The sequence below is a fragment of the Candidatus Methylacidiphilales bacterium genome (assembly GCA_033875315.1).
Lineage (GTDB): Bacteria > Verrucomicrobiota > Verrucomicrobiia > Methylacidiphilales > CAZTYG01 > JANRJG01.
In genome coordinates, this window is record JANRJG010000041.1 from 16,162 (window position 1) to 33,096 (window position 16,935).

At 61.7% G+C, this 16,935-nt stretch carries 16 protein-coding genes; 1 reads left to right on the forward strand and 15 read right to left on the reverse strand.

Features of this window, described 5'->3' with window-relative positions; genetic code table 11:
* Window positions 1-2 precede the first annotated feature (2 nt).
* The 7 genes from mraY to SFU85_13010 form a co-directional block, all read right to left on the reverse strand.
* On the reverse strand, window positions 3-1,103 hold the full coding sequence (gene mraY, locus SFU85_12980) for a phospho-N-acetylmuramoyl-pentapeptide-transferase (protein MDX6767689.1): 1,101 nt from the start codon (window positions 1,101-1,103) through the stop codon (window positions 3-5).
* On the reverse strand, window positions 1,104-2,477 hold the full coding sequence (gene murF / locus SFU85_12985) for a UDP-N-acetylmuramoyl-tripeptide--D-alanyl-D-alanine ligase (GenBank protein MDX6767690.1): 1,374 nt from the start codon (window positions 2,475-2,477) through the stop codon (window positions 1,104-1,106). It abuts the gene before it with no gap.
* A complete protein-coding gene (locus SFU85_12990; protein MDX6767691.1) occupies window positions 2,474-3,940 on the reverse strand; it encodes a UDP-N-acetylmuramoyl-L-alanyl-D-glutamate--2,6-diaminopimelate ligase in 1,467 nt (488 codons plus the stop codon). Before SFU85_12990 ends, murF begins: the two co-directional genes overlap by 4 nt.
* A complete protein-coding gene (locus tag SFU85_12995) occupies window positions 3,937-5,718 on the reverse strand; it encodes a penicillin-binding protein 2 (protein MDX6767692.1) in 1,782 nt (593 codons plus the stop codon). Before SFU85_12995 ends, SFU85_12990 begins: the two co-directional genes overlap by 4 nt.
* Entirely contained in the window at window positions 5,715-6,077 is a 363-nt protein-coding gene (locus tag SFU85_13000) for a hypothetical protein (protein ID MDX6767693.1), read from the reverse strand. Before SFU85_13000 ends, SFU85_12995 begins: the two co-directional genes overlap by 4 nt.
* Complete coding sequence (gene rsmH / locus SFU85_13005) at window positions 6,077-6,988, reverse strand: 16S rRNA (cytosine(1402)-N(4))-methyltransferase RsmH (protein ID MDX6767694.1); 912 nt, start codon at window positions 6,986-6,988, stop codon at window positions 6,077-6,079. The genes SFU85_13000 and rsmH overlap by 1 nt, the downstream gene beginning before the upstream one ends.
* Window positions 6,989-7,370: 382 nt before the next feature.
* The gene (locus tag SFU85_13010) at window positions 7,371-7,820 is read right to left on the reverse strand and encodes a hypothetical protein (protein ID MDX6767695.1); all 450 of its coding nucleotides are present in this window, start codon (window positions 7,818-7,820) and stop codon (window positions 7,371-7,373) included.
* Window positions 7,821-8,016: 196 nt separating this feature from the next.
* Between SFU85_13010 and SFU85_13015 the strand changes: the two genes are divergently transcribed.
* Window positions 8,017-9,330 (forward strand): hypothetical protein, encoded by a 1,314-nt coding sequence (locus tag SFU85_13015; protein ID MDX6767696.1) that lies wholly within the window; start codon window positions 8,017-8,019, stop codon window positions 9,328-9,330.
* 96 nt (window positions 9,331-9,426) lie between these two features.
* Here the strand turns inward: SFU85_13015 and SFU85_13020 are convergent, their stop codons facing one another.
* From SFU85_13020 to SFU85_13055, 8 genes are all read right to left on the reverse strand, one after another.
* Entirely contained in the window at window positions 9,427-9,885 is a 459-nt protein-coding gene (locus SFU85_13020) for an acetolactate synthase (GenBank protein MDX6767697.1), read from the reverse strand.
* Window positions 9,886-10,002: 117 nt separating this feature from the next.
* The gene (locus SFU85_13025; GenBank protein MDX6767698.1) at window positions 10,003-10,227 is read right to left on the reverse strand and encodes a DUF167 domain-containing protein; all 225 of its coding nucleotides are present in this window, start codon (window positions 10,225-10,227) and stop codon (window positions 10,003-10,005) included.
* Window positions 10,228-10,295: 68 nt separating this feature from the next.
* Window positions 10,296-11,861, reverse strand: a complete 1,566-nt coding sequence (locus SFU85_13030; GenBank protein MDX6767699.1) for an NAD(P)/FAD-dependent oxidoreductase — start codon at window positions 11,859-11,861, stop codon at window positions 10,296-10,298.
* A 97-nt stretch (window positions 11,862-11,958) separates the two neighbouring features.
* Window positions 11,959-12,651, reverse strand: coding sequence for a hypothetical protein (locus tag SFU85_13035; GenBank protein ID MDX6767700.1), 693 nt, complete (start codon window positions 12,649-12,651; stop codon window positions 11,959-11,961).
* Complete coding sequence (locus SFU85_13040) at window positions 12,648-13,823, reverse strand: aminotransferase class I/II-fold pyridoxal phosphate-dependent enzyme (protein ID MDX6767701.1); 1,176 nt, start codon at window positions 13,821-13,823, stop codon at window positions 12,648-12,650. Before SFU85_13040 ends, SFU85_13035 begins: the two co-directional genes overlap by 4 nt.
* A 23-nt stretch (window positions 13,824-13,846) precedes the next feature.
* Complete coding sequence (locus tag SFU85_13045; protein MDX6767702.1) at window positions 13,847-14,326, reverse strand: Lrp/AsnC family transcriptional regulator; 480 nt, start codon at window positions 14,324-14,326, stop codon at window positions 13,847-13,849.
* Between the two features lie 92 nt (window positions 14,327-14,418).
* Window positions 14,419-14,835, reverse strand: a complete 417-nt coding sequence (locus SFU85_13050; protein MDX6767703.1) for a hypothetical protein — start codon at window positions 14,833-14,835, stop codon at window positions 14,419-14,421.
* A 75-nt stretch (window positions 14,836-14,910) separates the two neighbouring features.
* Window positions 14,911-16,935 (reverse strand): alpha-amylase/4-alpha-glucanotransferase domain-containing protein, encoded by a 2,025-nt coding sequence (locus SFU85_13055; GenBank protein ID MDX6767704.1) that lies wholly within the window; start codon window positions 16,933-16,935, stop codon window positions 14,911-14,913.

Genomic DNA, 16,935 nt, shown 5'->3' on the forward strand with positions numbered 1-16,935 from the left:
TTTCATCTCAGTTTGAGGGTGGCCAGGCCGATGAGGGCCAGAACCAGGCCGGCGATCCAGAATCGGATCACCACGGTGGATTCATTCCAGCCCTTGAGTTCGAAATGGTGGTGCAGGGGCGACATGGCGAAGATGCGCTTGCCCGTAGTTTTGAACGAGGCCACTTGAAGGATGACGGAGAGGGCCTCGATGACGAATACCCCGCCGACAATGACCAAAAGCAGTTCCTGGTTGACGCAGATAGATACCAAAGCGATGGCGCCACCAATCGCCAGCGATCCGGTGTCCCCCATGAAAACCCGGGCCGGGTGGCAGTTGTACCACAGGAAACCAAGGCAGGAACCGGCCATGGCCGCACAGAAGACCGATAATTCCCCAACACCTGGGGCATAGGGAAGCAGGAGGTAGTCCGAGGCAATCTTATTGCCGGATAGGTAGGCAAAGATGGCAAAGACCGAGACCACACTGACGGTGCAACCTGTGGCCAGGCCATCCAACCCGTCCGTCAAATTCACGGCGTTGCTGGAGCCGACGATGACCAGGGCAAAGAAGATCAAGGCGAACGGGCCAAGATTGTCCACCACCGGGGTCTTGAAGAAAGGCAGTTGCAGGCTCCGCGCATGTTCCCTTGTTTCCGGGTGGTAGATCAAAAAGATCCCGACCGCCACCGCAATGAGCACCTGCCCGAGGAATTTTTGCCTGCTGCTGATGCCACCGGAATTCTTTTTGCGGATCTTCTGGTAGTCGTCGAGAAAACCCAGTCCGCCAAAGGCCAGGGTGGGCACGAGCACGACCCAAAGATACAGCCCGTCCAAGCGGGCCCAGAGCAGGCAGCCGAGGGTGAGGGAGACCAGAATGAGCAGCCCACCCATGGTCGGGGTGCCCTTCTTGCTTCCGTGCAGTTCGGCCAGCTTGTGTACTTCCTCTTTGCCCCGGATCGGTTGGCCCAGTTTCAACCGGGTCAGGGCCGCGATCATTTTTGGACCGGACCAAAGGGTGAAAACAAAGGTGCTTACAGCGGCAGCGATCGCCCGGAAAGTCAGGGCCTCAAAGACCCGCAGCGGTCCGATCCATTCGGCCAAGTGGTGAAGGTAGTAGAGCATTCAGTTCTCCAGATTGGGCAGGATTTTTTCCATCTCGGCGCTCCGCGAACCTTTGACGACCACACGGTCATCATCCCGGGCGGTCTCCAGGTAGCCCCGGACCAGGGATTCGTGGTCATTCCAGACCGAGACGTTTTCCATCCCCCGCGATTTTGCGCCCTCGACCAAGTCGTCGGCCCCGTGCCCAATGGCGTGGAGACAGCGGATACCCGCATCGGCGGCGGCGGCTCCGACCCAATGGTGCAATTCGCCGGTCCTTATGCCCAATTCGCCCATGCTGCCCAGAAGGGCGACACCACGGCCCTTGCCGGGCAGGGCCATGAGGGTGGCGAATGCCGCCGCCATAGAGTCGGGATTGGCGTTGTAAGAATCATCCATGATCCAGCCGGACCGCCTTTTCCGGAGGGCCATGCGGCCTTTCGGCAAGCAGGCTTCCTCCAGACACGCACGGATCAGTTCCGGAGCTATTCCTAGCCGGACCGCCACCGCCACTGCCAGTGCCGCATTATGTGCCATATGGCTGCCCGGGACCCGGATGGTGAATCGTTCTATTCGATTTCCTATTTGGACATCGAACGAGGAGCGCTCCGGTTGCACAACGATTCCGCTTATTTGGAAAGTGTTGTCCGGGCCTGAACCCACCCAGGCGACGGGAACCGGGATCCGAGGGGCCAGTGCCCTCAGTCGTGGATTATCCCCCTGCAATACGGCAAATCCATTCTCGGGCAGATGGTAGGCCACCTCGCCTTTTTCCGCCGCTATGGCCTCGCGATCGGAGAAATGTTCGATGTGCGCCCAACCGGCCTGGGTGATCACGCCGATTTCCGGCCGGGCCATTTCAACCAGCGGGCGAATTTCCCCGGGATGGTTCATGCCCATTTCCACCACCGCCCAATGGTGGGATTCGTCGATTTGGAGAAGGGTCAGGGGCACACCGATGTGGTTGTTCAGATTGCCCGACGTCTTGGCAACCGGTCCCAAGGGAGCCAGGACGGAAGACAGGAATTCCTTTGCACTGGTTTTTCCGTTGCTGCCGGTGACCGCCACCACGCGGACACCAAGACTTTGTCGGTAATGCGTGGCAAGTTTTTGCAGGCCCCGGAGGGTGTCATCGACCCGGATGACCCCACAGCCCGCGACCAAGGCACTGGGCGGGATTTCGCGGGATACCATCACCGCCAGCGCGCCCTGCCGGAACGCATCCGCGACGTAATCATGTCCATCGAAACGTTCCCCGGACAAAGCGACAAAAAGATCGCCCGGAAGGATGGCACGAGAGTCGGTCGTCACACGCGTCACGGTGCGCTCACCCTGTCCGTGGGCGAGGACTCCGCCAGACCATACGGCCAGACTGGAAAACGGGATCGGTTTCACGCGCACCCCCTTTGCCGGAGGGCCGCACGGGCCTGCTCCGCATCCGAAAAGGGAGTGAGGACACCCTTCACCTCCTGCGTGTTTTCGTGGCCCTTACCAGCCAATACGACCACGTCTCCCTCTTTGGCCAGGCTGATGATATGCGCGATGGCCGCCGCGCGATCGGCCACGACTTCGTAGCCTTCCATGCCGGAGACTCCTCTCTCCATGTCGCGGAGTATGGCGGCGGGGTCTTCGCCCCGCGGGTTGTCCGACGTGAGCACGGCCCAATCAGATTGTTCAACGGCCGCCCGGGCCATCAATGGTCGTTTGCCACGGTCGCGGTCCCCGCCACAACCGACCAGCACCAGCAGCCGGCCACGACATAGCGGGCGCAGGGTCGACAGAACATGACGAATGGCATCGTCCGTGTGGGCGTAATCGACCAGGACAGAAAAACCACCAGTGGAGGGTATGCGCTCCATGCGACCGGGAACGGGCGGGGCAGTCCGGAGTGAAGCCGCAACATGATCCGGCGCCAGGCCAAAGGCGCACGCGGCAGCGGCGGCGGCCAATGCGTTGGCGACATTGAAGCCTCCGACCCAGGGCATGACGACCTCATGTTCGAAGGCCGGTCCCTTCCACTTGAAAGTGGTCCCGGAAGCATGGAGGCAAACGTCCGTCGCTTGATGTTCGGCGGCCGCACCAAGGGAATAGCCGTGCAGATGCACGCCCGCGGGAAGCATCCCGGCCAGGCGCAGGCCGGCCCCGTCATCGAGGTTGATCACGGCATGGCTTCCGTGCCGCAAGCTGGTGAAGAGCTTGGATTTGGCTTGGAAGTAGTTCTCCATCGAGCCGTGATAGTCCAGATGGTCCTGGGTGAGGTTGGTGAATACAGCCACTTCGAAACCCAGTCCCAGGGTGCGTTCTTGGTCCAGTGCGTGCGAAGAGACCTCCATGACCGCGGCCCGGCAATTTTCGTCGCGCATTTGGGCCAAGAGGCGTTGGAGGTCGAGGCATTCCGGTGTTGTGCGCGGAGACGCCATTTCTTTTTTGCCCGAGCGATAACAAATCGTACCCATCAGACCCGAACTGATTCCGGATGTTTCGAGGAGGTGATGGAGCAGATAGGCGGTCGAGGTTTTCCCGTTCGTGCCGGTGATCCCGGCAAGCCGGAGGGATGCCCCCGGATTCCCATACCAGCGGGACGAGGCACCCGCCAGGGCCCGGCGACCACTGGCCACCCTAACTTGGGGGACGGACGGGGCGGGATCCGCTTTCTCCTCGACCACGACGGCGGCAGCCCCCCGTTCCACGGCCAGACTCACGTAGCGGTGTCCGTCGGACTTGAGTCCCTTCCAAGTGAAGAAGGCATCACCGGGGTTGACCTCGTCCGCTCGGTAGGCCAGTCCGGAAACGGAGGCTTCTTTGGGACCGGACCACTCCAGCACTTCCAGTCCACTGAACAGGTCGCGCAGGGTCATGGCTCCCTCCTGCTGGCCACTATGGCCCGGCTGGCGGCGGTCTGCGGGGCGGTCAGATTCAGGACTTGGACCACACCGGTGGCGATATTGCGGAAGGCAGGCGCGGCGACAGAGCCCCCGTAGATCTTCTCCCCCTCGGCGTCATCGACCACGATGGAGATCACCACCTCGGGTTTTTCCGCCGGCATGAAGCCAATGAACGAGGAATAATAGCTGCCTTTTTCATAGCTGCCCTCGACAAACTTGCGTGATGTCCCGGTCTTGCCGGCCACGGTGAAAACATCCAAAGGTTTGGGTAGTTGTGCTTCCTTGCCCGTTCCGGTGGCCACCACCTCGCACATGGCCCGCGTGACCCGACGGGCCACATCCTGCGATACCGTCTGGCGGATGACCCGCGGAAGGAATTGTTTGACCACCTTGCCCTCCCCGTCGGTCACGGCCTGGACCAGATGCGGCTCCATCAACTTGCCCCCGTTGGCGATGGCCCCCACCGCGGCCGTCATCTGCAGGTTGCTGGTGGAAATTTCGTAACCAATGGGAACGCGGGTCTGGGATATTTTTGTCCAGCTTTGCGGGGGACGCAGGATTCCTTTTTGTTCCCCGCGCAGTGCCTGAACCGGGCTCTGTACCAGCTCACCGAACCCAAACTGGCGCAGGTAGCGGTAGATGCGCGAGTCGCCCAGCAGGAGTCCGATCTTGGCGAAGGCGATGTTGCTCGACTTGGCAAAGCCGTCTATGGTCCTTAGCGATCCGTAAGGGTGGACATCGGTCAACTCATGTCCGGCATACCAGAAACTGCCGTTGTCACAGAAGACCGGGGTGTCGAGGTCGACCACTCCCTCGCTGAGGGCGGCGGCCAGGGTGAAGATCTTGAAGGTGGAACCGGGCTCATAGAGATCGAGGATGGCGGCATTGCGGATGTTTTCCGGCTTCATCGTGGCACGGTCGTTGGGATCGTAGGTCGGACGATTGGTCAGGCCGAGGATTTCCCCGGTATCGGGGCGCATGACGATGATGTGCACGGCATCCGGATGAAATTCCGAAACGAGACGCTCGGCCTCGGTCTCAATGACGTGCTGCACACCCTGGTCGATGGTGAGGACGACGTTGAGCCCGTTGCGCGGCGGGCGGTCGTATTGGCGGTAGCCCGGGATTTCCTTGCGGCGGCCGTCGCGGACGATCCGGCGTTCGCCCGGGATACCGCAGAGGTATTTGTCCATGACCAACTCGATGCCGTCCATGCCCTTCTCGATCTCGACCGGGGCGCGCCATTCGGGGCTCTTCTGCTCGGTGGCGTTGGCAAACCCGATGACATGGCTGGCCTCGTGGGAATTCGGATAGACCCTCAACTGGCGGTCCCGGAAAATCAGTGACTTGGGCCGCAGGGCGCGCAGCGCAGTCTCGGCGGAATCGGGCAGGTCGCGGACGAGGAGCTGGTCGCGCCGTTCGGGGAAAAGATAGGCGGCAAGCTGGTTTTCTTCCCAGCCGAGGGCCTGGGCGATGGCGCTTTTTTCTTCCGGACGTTCCAAGGCAACCTTGCCATCGATGCGCAGGTCGGTGACCGTGATGGTCTGGGCCAAGACCCGCCCCTTGGCATCGAGGATGGCTCCGCGGCGGGGTGCGGTCGGCACGACGTCGGTGTGCATGCGCACGGCCTTTTCACGATAGTCCTCGTGGCTGACCAACTGGACGTAGATCAGCCTGGCGGAAATGGCGGTAAAGCCGCAGGCGAAGATCAGGATCACCACCAGGGCCCGGAATTGCAGGGGGGGTGTCATGGCCGCCGGGGCGTTCGCGCCATCATGGTGTCGGCATTGCGGGCCGGCACCGGGGCGTCATAGACCTTGATGTTGGGGTTGTTGATGTCGACCATGCCGAGGCGGAAGAGGACGATTTGCTTCTGCAGGGCGGCCGGGCTCTTGCCATGCTGGATCTGCACCATCAGGCCCTGGTTCTTGCGCTTCACATCCTCCAACGAGGATTCAAGCTTTTTGATCTCTTCGGCCGTGTTGATTATGCGGATCTGCAGGAAGACGAAAACCAGCCCGAAGATCGTGACGAGAATCCCGAGGGCAAGGAGTTTCCACAGGCGAGTGACCTGGAGGGTGTTGGTGGAACGAACGCGGTTGCGGGCCATCAGATCCTTTCCGCCACCCGCAGGCGGGCGCTCCGGGCACGTGGGTTTTGCGCAACTTCCTCCTCCGAGGGGAGATGGCGTCCAATTTTTCGCAGGCAGTACTCCGGGTTCGGCTGGCCGAAGGGCGAGGCCGGACCGCGCAATTCCTCCTGGCTGTGCGACTCGATGAACTGCTTCACCCGGCGGTCCTCCAGGGAATGAAAACTGATGACAGCCATCCGGCCTCCGACGGCCAGGGCGTTGGGCATGGCCGCGAGGGCCCGGTCCAAGGCCCCCATCTCGTCATTGACGGAAATGCGCAACGCTTGGAAAGACTTGGTCGCCGGATGGGTTTTACGGTCACGCCGTCCGCCAACGGCCTGGGCAATGACCCCGGCCAGATCGGTGGTCCGGAGGAAGGGGGATTTTTCCCGACGACGCACGATGGCCCGGGCGATGCCGCGGGCCTGGGGTTCGTCGCCGTATTCGAACAGGAGACGGGCCAGGGTCTGTTCGTCCAACTGGTTGACCCGGTCGGCCGCGGTGTCACCCCGGGTGGGATCCATGCGCATGTCGAGCGGGCCGTCGTGGAGGAAGCTGAAGCCGCGCTCCGCCTCGTCCAACTGTGGGGACGAAACGCCCAGATCAAGCAGGATCCCGTCAAAAGGACCCTGCCGTCCGGCCACCTGCTCCAATTGGTCGAAGTTATTCATTTCCAAAACAAACCTTGTGCCGAATTCCGATCGCAGTACGTGCGCGACGGGGGAATCGTGGGCGGCCGGATCACGATCCAGTGCCACCACGGTTGCCCCCGCAGCCAACAGGGCCCGGCTGTGACCGCCGCGGCCGAAGGTCCCGTCCAGCATCCGGAGTCCCGGAGCCGGCTTGAGTGCCTCGACCACCTCGTTCAATAGGACCGGGCGGTGTTCCACATCACATCAATTTCAATCGCAGCCCAGCTTCCTTGGCCGGCCTTCTCAGACCGATCAACTGGTAGGCGTTTCTCCGCGGCAAGATCAGCGTTCCATGTCCCTGCATCATCCCGCTGTTGTCTTTCGTCGGAGAAAATCCCACCGGGAATTTTCTGCGGCTGCAGGATTTCGCTTCCATGTGTTCAGTGCCTCGCGTCTTCCTGCTCTCTTGGCCCATTCGGTGCCAATGGCGGCCGGGCCGACCGCCATTCAAAATCCAAAGCCGGGCGGGACTGCAACAGGTCCCAGGTCCGGTTCATCCGCTCGCGGAAACGCCGCCGGTGTTCCTGTTCCGACGGGAGAGCCATCCGGCTGCCCACCAGATAGTCGGCGGGCCGGGGGATCACAAGCCCACCTCGCGCATGACCTGCTCGATGGTCGGCACAGACGATTGCAGGTTTTGGAAGTGGTCCGGGTTCCACAACTGGAAGTGGTCGCCCGCGCCCATCAAGACGGCGGATTTGTCCAGATCCGCGCTCCGGCGCAGGTCCTCCCGCAAGGCCACACGGTTCTGCGTGTCCATGATCAACATTTGTCCCGCGGCGTAGAGATTGCCCAACGACACCCGGCGGGGGTCGTCCAACGGCATCGTGGCCAGTTTTTCAAATTGACGCGTCAGGTACGAACCCGGGAAGACACGCAACAAACGGCCGCGCCCGTCGTGCGCCGGCAGCGCCACCAAACGGGACTCAAAGCCCTCCCCGCGCCACTCCTTGGGCACGGTCAGCCGGCCTTTTTCATCAAAAGCATGGGTAAAGGTCCCCAAATACGGCAGGTTGAAGATGTTGCTCATTTCACTCCGCTGCGACCCGGTCCGGACCACAACGCCCCTTTTTAAACCACAATGACCCACCAACCGTCAATCGTTTTCCTAAGTTTGTTGATTGGAAGCACTTCCCCCAATTCTCCCATCCACCTCGATCCTGCGGGAGAACCTTGCTTGGAGAAGAGCCTTGCCAGCCCCCACATCTCCGCGCTACTGATGACACATGAAGCAGGACATCCTTGCCGGAGCCGCCCTCTTCCTGCCCCCCGAACCGGAGGATTTCACCACCCTCGACATCGAACCCGTCATGGTCGAGGGCCTCATCCTCAAAGCCCTGGCCATGCGCAGTTCCATGGTCGCCCAGGAAGTGGCCGAGCTCCTCTGCCTGCCCTACTTCGGCATCGTCGAACCCATCATCGAACAACTCCGCGCCTCCCGTCTCATCGAGGTGGCCCGCGGCGACCTACAGGCCATCTCCTATGTCCTGGCCATCTCCGATGCCGGACGCGAGCGCGCCAACCAATTCTTCGCCCAATCCACCTATGTCGGACCGGCCCCCGTCGCTCTGGAAAGCTACACCAAGGCCATCAAGGCCCAGACCATCCGCAACATCCAGGTCAACTCCCGCCGCCTCATCAACGCCTTCAAGGGCCTGGTCTTCGACCAGGAAATCCTCACCCAGGTCGGGCCGGCGGTGAACTCCGGCCAGTCCATCTTCCTGTACGGCCCCCCCGGCAACGGCAAAACCTCCATCTCCGAGCGCATCGTCGAGGCCTTCGGTGGCGCCATTTTCATCCCCTCCTGCATCGAGGTCAACGGCTCCATCATCCGCCTCTTCGACGACTACAACCACCACCCGGTCGCGACCGAGGACGACCCCCGCCTGAACCAAAAATACGACCGCCGCTGGCGCCTCATCAAACGCCCCGTCATCATCGTCGGCGGCGAGCTGACCATGCAGTCCCTCGATCTGATCTGGAGCGAAGAATCCCGCACCTACGAGGCCCCCTTCCAGATGAAGGCCAACGGCGGCGCATTCATGATCGACGACTTTGGCCGCCAGCGCATGGACCCCAAGGAACTGCTCAACCGATGGATCGTCCCCTTGGAAAAAAAGGCGGACTACCTCGCCCTCCACACCGGCGTCAAGATCGAGGTCCCCTTCGACCAGCTCATCATCTTCTCCACCAACCTCGACCCCAAAGACCTGGTCGACGAGGCCTTCCTGCGACGCATCCGCTACAAGATCCCCATCAGCAACCCCTCGGAGGACAATTTCAAAAAAATCTGGTCCATCATGAGCGGGGTCAAGGGATTGCCCTACAGCGACGAGGTGGTGGACTACTTCGTGGAAAAACACATGCGCCCGCTCCACCGTCCCTTCCGCGGGTGCATCCCCCGCGACATCCTCGACCTCGTCATCGACTCCTGCCGTTACCACCAAACCGAGCCGACCATCACGCCGGAACTGCTCGACGAGGCCGCCGACGCCTACTTCGTGAAGCTGGAAGACCGCCTGAAAAACCAGACGATCTGATCACCTCGAAGTGATGCCTAGTATTTCCCGGAGTCCACGCACGCCTCATACCTGCCTTGCTCCGTTACCTTCGTTATCTTCTGTTCACATTTCCACCTACCGCGAAATATCGCGCTGCCCGAGGACATTGTAATGGCCCCGGCTCAGGGCCTGGGCGGCGATGTCGATGTCTTCCAAATGGATGCCGAGGGCCGGCTTGCCGTTGGGCTGGGTCAGGAAAGCATAGGCGTAGTGGATGTTGATCTCCGCCTGCAAGATGAAACAGAGCACCGCCTGGACATCCTCGGCCCCGTTCAATTCCACCACCAAGACCTCGGTCTCCGTATGGGCGATGGCATGCTCCAGGAAGAGGGCGCGCGCGCCGTCTGGGTCGTCGACAACCAAACGCAGGATGGTGCTGTCGGAAGTGTCCAGGGTCATGAGCGCAACCACGTGGATGTGTTCATCACCGAGCAGCTTGATGATCTCCAGCATCTTCCCCACTTTGTTCTCGAGGAAGATGGAAAACTGTTTCACCGGCTCATAGAGCCCCGACTTTTCCAACTGCTTGGCCATGGGAAAATCCTAGGCCATTTCCGTCACAAGTCTGCACGATTTTCACCCCCCGCCTCCCCAGCCGGTTTAGCCGACCTCCCTGCTTGGCTTGGTCATATCGGATGTCCTTGATGATGATTACACATCCACACAGACCCACTTCATCCTTCCCAAGGCCCCGCCCTTGATCGTCACGACCGACTTCGGGCATCGGAAATGGCCGGCCACAAGGCTGATGAGCTCCTGATTGGCCTTGCCATCCACCGGCGGAGACTTCAATCGCGCGACCCACGTGCCATCCGCCTCCTGAGCCAGAGAAGAGACCCGGGCATTCGGCTTCACTTTGACTTGGAGGAGGGGCATGGGCTTTGAAATCAGGCGATGGCGCAGCGGGCTTTCCATACCTGAGAAAAACAAATCCTTCCCCAAGCTCAACGATCGGCCAACACGACTTTGGCCGTGTTGTGACCACTGGCGCCGAAGACCCCTCCTCCGGGGTGCGTACTCGATCCGGTCAAATACAAGCCGGGCAACGGTGTTTTGTATTCGGCCAGTTCGGGCAGGGGGCGGAACATGAACATCTGATCCAGGCTCATTTCCAGATGCATCACGTTCGCCCGCAACAACCCGTGCATGCGCTCGATCTGCACCGGAGTCTGGATGAAGCGGTCGATCATTTTCCCCCGCATGTTGGGGGCATAGCGGCAGACCAATTCATAAAGCTTGTCCGCCTCGCGCTCCTGGATCTCGTCCCAGTTTTCGCCGTTCGACAGTTCATACGGGTGATACTGCCCCCAGGTGAATAGGGTGTGTTTGCCCCCCGGGGCCAGGGTGGGATCGATCGCGGAAAAGGTCATGGCCACCACCGAGGGCTCGCGCGGGGGCAGGCCGAAGGAGAAATCGCGGAAGGAGCTTCTCAAATAATCCTCGCCCGGACACAACAACTGCATGGAGCTGTGGTAGGGAAGGGCGCCGGATGACGGATGGCGGACGACGGAATTATACACCGGCAATTCCTCGACCGCGTGGCGGACGATCATGCCGAAGCCGTTGCCGACGCGCGTGCGCAGGGTGCGTCTTTTCAGTTCCTCCGGTGGATTCTCCAGCAGTTTTCCAAAAAGCGTGTGCAGGTGGCAGGCGGAAACGACTTTCCTGGTTTCGAACGACCGCCCCCCGGCCTGGATTTCCCAGCCACCGGGCACCTGGCAAACGGATTCGACCGCGCAGTCGGTGTGGATTTCCCCACCGTGCGACTCGAGGCAACGCGCCAGCGCAGTGCTGAGTGAACCGGAGCCGCCCTTGGCCCGCCAGGCCCCGCACTTGTGGATCATGGCGTTCCAACCGAACATGTCGCCCGCCGCGACCTCGTCAGGCCCCGGACCGGACTGGGCGGAGAGCCAGAGCATGGCGGAACGGAGGTGTTCGTTCTCGAAGGTCTCCTTGATCACCTGTCCGTAGGGCGCCATGAGCTGGCGGGACGTGTCGAGGGACGACCAGAGTTTGCGCGACTTCCCCATGCGGAGGTTGCGCTTGAACATGGTCCAGAACAGCCGCCCGGGATTGGGGGGCTGGAGGAAGGTTTCAAAAACCCCCTCGTTCAATTCCATCCAGTGCCGCACAAACGCGCGGTAACGGTCGGCATCGGCGGGAGAGAAGGCGGCAATGCTGGCACAGGTTTTATCGACATCGCGGTAGAAGGTGATGCCCAGGTCGGTGCCGAGGACGGGGTAATGGGCCCAGGGGTCCATTTCGATGTATTCCAATCCATGGCGGGTGCAGAGATCCAGGTCGCGCAGGACCGGGGTGAGATGGATCATGATGTGGACGGAGGACCCGACATCGATGCGGTAGCCGGGGATCAAGTCGGTCTGGGTGCAGACGGCTCCGCCGACGACGGGTCGCCGTTCGAGGACGGCAACCTTCTTTCCCGCTTTGGCGAGGTAGGCGGCGCAGACCAGGCCGTTGTGCCCGGCCCCGATGACCACAACATCATGCATAGGCACTGACAATGTCAGGTGGGCCGGACAAAGCAAACGGAAGACGGTGGACGCTTGGCCATGGGCGGATCCGCGTGTCCCGCCATGGGCAGAACGGTCAATTCCCTGCAGTTCCAGAAGACTTCCGCCACCAGTGGAACCCCGCGCAGGCCATGATCAGGGACATGACGATCCAAAAGATCCCGTGGCTGAGATGGAGCTGCTCGGCATAGAAGCCCTGGTTGCACAGTCCCTGGAGGGTCAGCTTGACCCCGATCCAAGAGACCAGGACGTAAGCATAGATGTTGAGTTCGGGGAACTTCTCCAGAACCTTGAGCACGGCCATGGCGGCGAAGCGCATGGCGATGAGGCCGATGACCGCCCCGGCGTAGATGATCCAGATGTTGCTGGTCAGGGCGACCGCGGCAAGGACCGAGTCCACGGCGAAGGCCAGGTCGGTCAACTCGATCACCAGAACGGTGGCCCAGAATCCGCGTTGGCGAACGGGCCGACCCCCGGCATCCGGACAACCTTCGGAAGGTGCCGTGAGATGGTTGAGACCTAGCCAGATGAGGTAGCCGCCACCGAGGACTTGGAGGAACCAAAACTTGATGATCCAGGCGGCGGAGAGGATGGCCAGGCCGCGCAGGACAAAGGCGCCCAGGATGCCATAGAAGAGGGCGCGGCGCCGTTGGTCCGGCGGCAGGCCGTTGGCCAGGGCCCCGAGGACGATGGCGTTGTCGGCCGAAAGAACGATCTCCAGACCCACCAGGGTCGCGATCATGACCGGCGCTTCCATCATGGCGTTCATAGAGCTTTGACAAACTCCCCGATGCGTTCCACGGCCACTTCCAATTGGTCGTAGGCGGTGGCGTAACTGCAGCGGACATACCCCGCACCTCCGGGCCCGAAGGCATCCCCGGGAACCACCGCCACTTTTTTATCTTCTAGCAACTTGAGAGCGAATTCGCGGCTGGTCAATCCGGTGCGCTTGATCGAGGGGAAGACATAGAACGCGCCCTTGGGTTCGTGGCAGTCCAAACCCATGGCGTTGAAGTGGTGGACGAGGAAGTTGCGGCGGCGTTCGTATTCGTCGCGCATTTTTTCCATGGCCGGCATGCCGTTTTTAAGGGCCTCGAGGGCCGCCTCCTGGCTGATGATGGAGGCACAGAGCATGGAATACTGGTGGATGCGCATCATGGCCTCGGTCAGGGCGGCGGGGGCGCAGGCGTAGCCGATGCGGAATCCGGTCATGGCAAAGGCTTTGCTGAACCCGTGGAGGAAGATGGTACGCTCGCGCATACCGGGAACCGTGGTGATGGACTGGTGCCCGCCGGCATAGGTCAACTCGGAGTAGATCTCGTCGGTCAAAACGATGAGATCGTGCTCGATGCAGACGCGGGCGATTTTTTCCTGCTCGCTGCGCGGAAGGGTCCCGCCGGTGGGGTTGGTGGGGAAGTTGAGCATGACCGCCTTGGTCCGCGGGGTGATGGCACGGACCAGATCATCCGCCCGGAGAACAAAGCCCTCTTCCGCCCGGGTCGATACCGCCACCGCCTTGCCGTGGGCCAGCGCGATACTCGGGCTGTAGGAAACATAACAGGGTTCGTGGTAGACGACCTCATCGCCGGGATTGAGAACCGCCCTCAGGGCCAGGTCGATGGCTTCGGAGACCCCGACGGAAACCAAAATCTCGCAGGTGGGGTCGTAACGAACCCCGAAGTGTTCCTGCACGTAACGGGAAATTTCCCGTCGGAGCGAGGGGGCCCCAAGGTTAGAGGTGTAGCCGGTGCGTCCACGTTCCAGAGCAAAGATGGCGGCCTCACGAATGTGCCAAGGGGTGACAAAGTCCGGCTCACCGATGCCCAACGAGATGACATCCGACATCGATTGCACGATCTCGAAAAAATCCCGGATGCCGGAGCGCGGAATTTTGCGGACATGTTCGGCGACGTAGTCGCGCGTATTCTGCTGGGTCTTCATGGCGCGGAAGCCGTGGAAACAGCTCAGGGTGTGACCTTGAGGCGGTCGTCGAAGGTCTCCTCGGGGTAGAGTGTGCCCATTTCCTTGTAGGTCTTGAGCTGGAAATGGGTGGCGGTGGAAAGCACCCCCTGGATGGTGGAAAGTTTCTGGGAGACGAAACTGGCCACGGCTCGGAGATCCCCGCCCTCGACGACCACCAACAAGTCATAACCCCCGCTCATGAGACGGCAGGACTGGACTTCGTCGAAGCGGGAGATGCGGGAGGCGATACGGTCGAAGCCCCCATCGCGCTCCGGGGAAATGCGGACTTCAATGACCGCCTGGACCAGTTTGCGGCCGGTCTTGTCGTCATTGACAATGGCCTTGTAGCCGAGGATGACCTTTTCTTCTTCCAGATGGCGGATTCTTTCCCGCACCTGGTCGACCGTCATCTTGAGTTGGACGGCGATGGACTCGGGCGAAGCCAGGGCATTGGCCTCAAGGATGGAGAGGATGGGGTCCATAAAAATAAGTTAGTAGGAAGGAATAAGGAAGGGAATCAGGAATCCCCCCCGGCGGTGGTGTTCCAGAGGCACCGCAGGGAAACTTTCAAGCCTCAGGGAACGATGAAGATTTTCCCGGTGTAGGGGCACTTGACCTGGGTGCCGGAGGCGATGCCTTTGACGTCGACTTCACCGGCGTAGCGGGCATAGGGACTCTTGACCAATCCGGGTTTGCCGGCGATTTTTTCGCCCAGCGGGTATTCCTGCTTGGCCGTTGGTTTGGCTCCACCACTTTCCCAGGGCTTGGGCTCGTTGCTGACCGTGCGGCGCGGAGCGTTGTTGGCCGGGGCGTTGGGTGCCGTTGGAGCGGTTGGAGAAGGCATGGCGTTGGGATCGAGCGGGGCGGGCTCCGTGTAGGGGGCGGTTTGCGAAGCGTCCGCATAACCGGTACCGGAACTGGAGCACCCCACCCAGGCCAAGGGCAGGACCCCGAGCAGGATTCGCGATAGGACAGGCAGGGCGGTTTTCATAGAGTTATCACACTAGAACAGCCCCGGGCTTCGGCAAACCCGAAATTCAGCGCCTTCAGTGCCGCAGGAGCGGGATCAAACGACCGACCAGCGCGCGCAGAAGGTCACGGTGTCGGCTTCCCCGGGCGCCAAGTGGAGCGGGATGCCGGACACCACGGCACTGCCCTGGCGGATGGGGGTGGTTCCTTCCGCGGAATTACAGACCACGGGATAGGACCAAAGCAACAACGGACGATCGGCCTGGAAATGAAAGGATGGGGTCCCGGGGACCGAACGGGCCCGCCAGACCGTGGCCGCCCCCTCATACCAGGAATGCCCGGCGGCATACACCTGCTCCCCAACCACCCACTGCATGTGTTCATCCCCGCCGGGCAGGGCCAGGTTGACCTGGACACCAAGGACGGCCTGCACGGACAGCTTGCCCTGGTTTTCCAACCGGTAAGCGATGCGCAGTTCATCCGGCCGCTCCGGATGCCAAAGGAAGGACTTCTGCATCTTCACCGGCACGGGGGCGGTCATTTTGACCGAGCCGCGACGCAGGAACACCACCAGATGGCCTCCATCGGCTGTTTTTTCCTGCAAGCATTCGAAAGGTTGGCCGATGAAATCGCCCAATTCCGTGGCCCGTCCGGTGGCGAGTTCCTCGACGGTGGTTTGTTTGCGGAAGAAGATTTCCTGGAAGGCGTGACGGGTCCATGGGTCGACCACGGCCGCGGCACCGCCCTCCGGAGCCGGCCCGGGACCGGACTCGCGGTAGCGGGTCATGGTGTTGCAGAGATTGAAACCGGTGCCGAGGTGGCTCCATTCGAACAACGCCCCGCCCCGGGCGGAAGACCAGGCCAATGCGGTGGTGGGGCTTTCCAACAAAACTTCGGGTGAACCATCGGCATCGGAATCCGCCACCACGATTTGCGCGGGCTGTCCCTGCAGGGCCAGGGACTGCGCGGAAAGGAGGCTTCGCCAAACGGCCTCGCGCAGATGGGGCGAATAAATCCCCCCGCTGGTGCCGTACCAATAGGCGGTATTGCACTGGGCCTCGTGCAGGTGCCGCTGGATCTCGGCCCGGTGGGGATGGTCAGAGGGCAGCCGCCGCTTCAACCATAACCCCTTTTTATGCATCAAATTGGATTCCAGGTAGCGGGCACGGAAACCCGCCCATGAACCGGCGCGGAAATAAGGCAGGAATTGGTCGGCATCGAAGCGGGCCTGCAGATTCTGCCGTGCCTGTTGGAAAGCCAGGCGGGTTTCATCCGGCAATGACCACACCCCCAATTCCTTCGACACCCCCGGGGGCAGGTAGCAATGCCCGGTGGGCGGGTTGGCGGCGAGTGTCTCGGAGAAGAAACCGAGACGGATCCAGTCGGCCTGTTCGCAGAAACGGGCCAGGAGCTGGCGCAGATGGCCGGAGTCGAGCAACCGCTCGCGGCTTCCCGGCCAAACCGACCAACGCTCGGCCTGGTCGGCACAGGTCAGGGCGATGTCGCCCCGGTTGGCCATGCGACGGAGGAAGGCGAACAACTCATCCGCCGGTGCAAAGGGGATCATCCGCAACAAAGTATCGTCGTTGGGGAAGAGGCGGCAGCAGTCGCCCATATGCTCGGTGACGAGATGGCCATGGAGTGCGCCGCCCGGAACCCCGGCCTGGAGGAGGCGATCGCGGGTGACCACGGTGTAGGCCAGTCCGGCTTGGGCAAGGGTGCGGGGCAGATCGGTGGCCCAAACTCCCTCCGCCAACCAAAGCCCGGCAGGCCGCAGGCCGCGGGCGCTCCACCAATCCCGTGTGAGGGCCAGCTGGCCAAGGCGGTCGTCGTCTTCCAGGTCGGCCAGGATCGGCTCGTAGAATCCAGTGGCCAGGATCTCGACCCGCCCTTCACCGGCCATTCGCTGGAGGATTTCCAGGTACTCTGGGAAGTTTTCCGCCAGATAAAGGAGAAGGGGGCCCGAGTAGGAAAGATTGAACTTCAGGGGGGAGGCCTCTTCGAGCAAACGCAGCAACGGAAGGTATCCATGACGGCAGCAATCCTCCAGGACCCCGGGCAGGTTGCCGAAGGGTTGGTGGTGGTGCAGGGCCAGATGGAGGGTGACAATACGCGAGGCCAT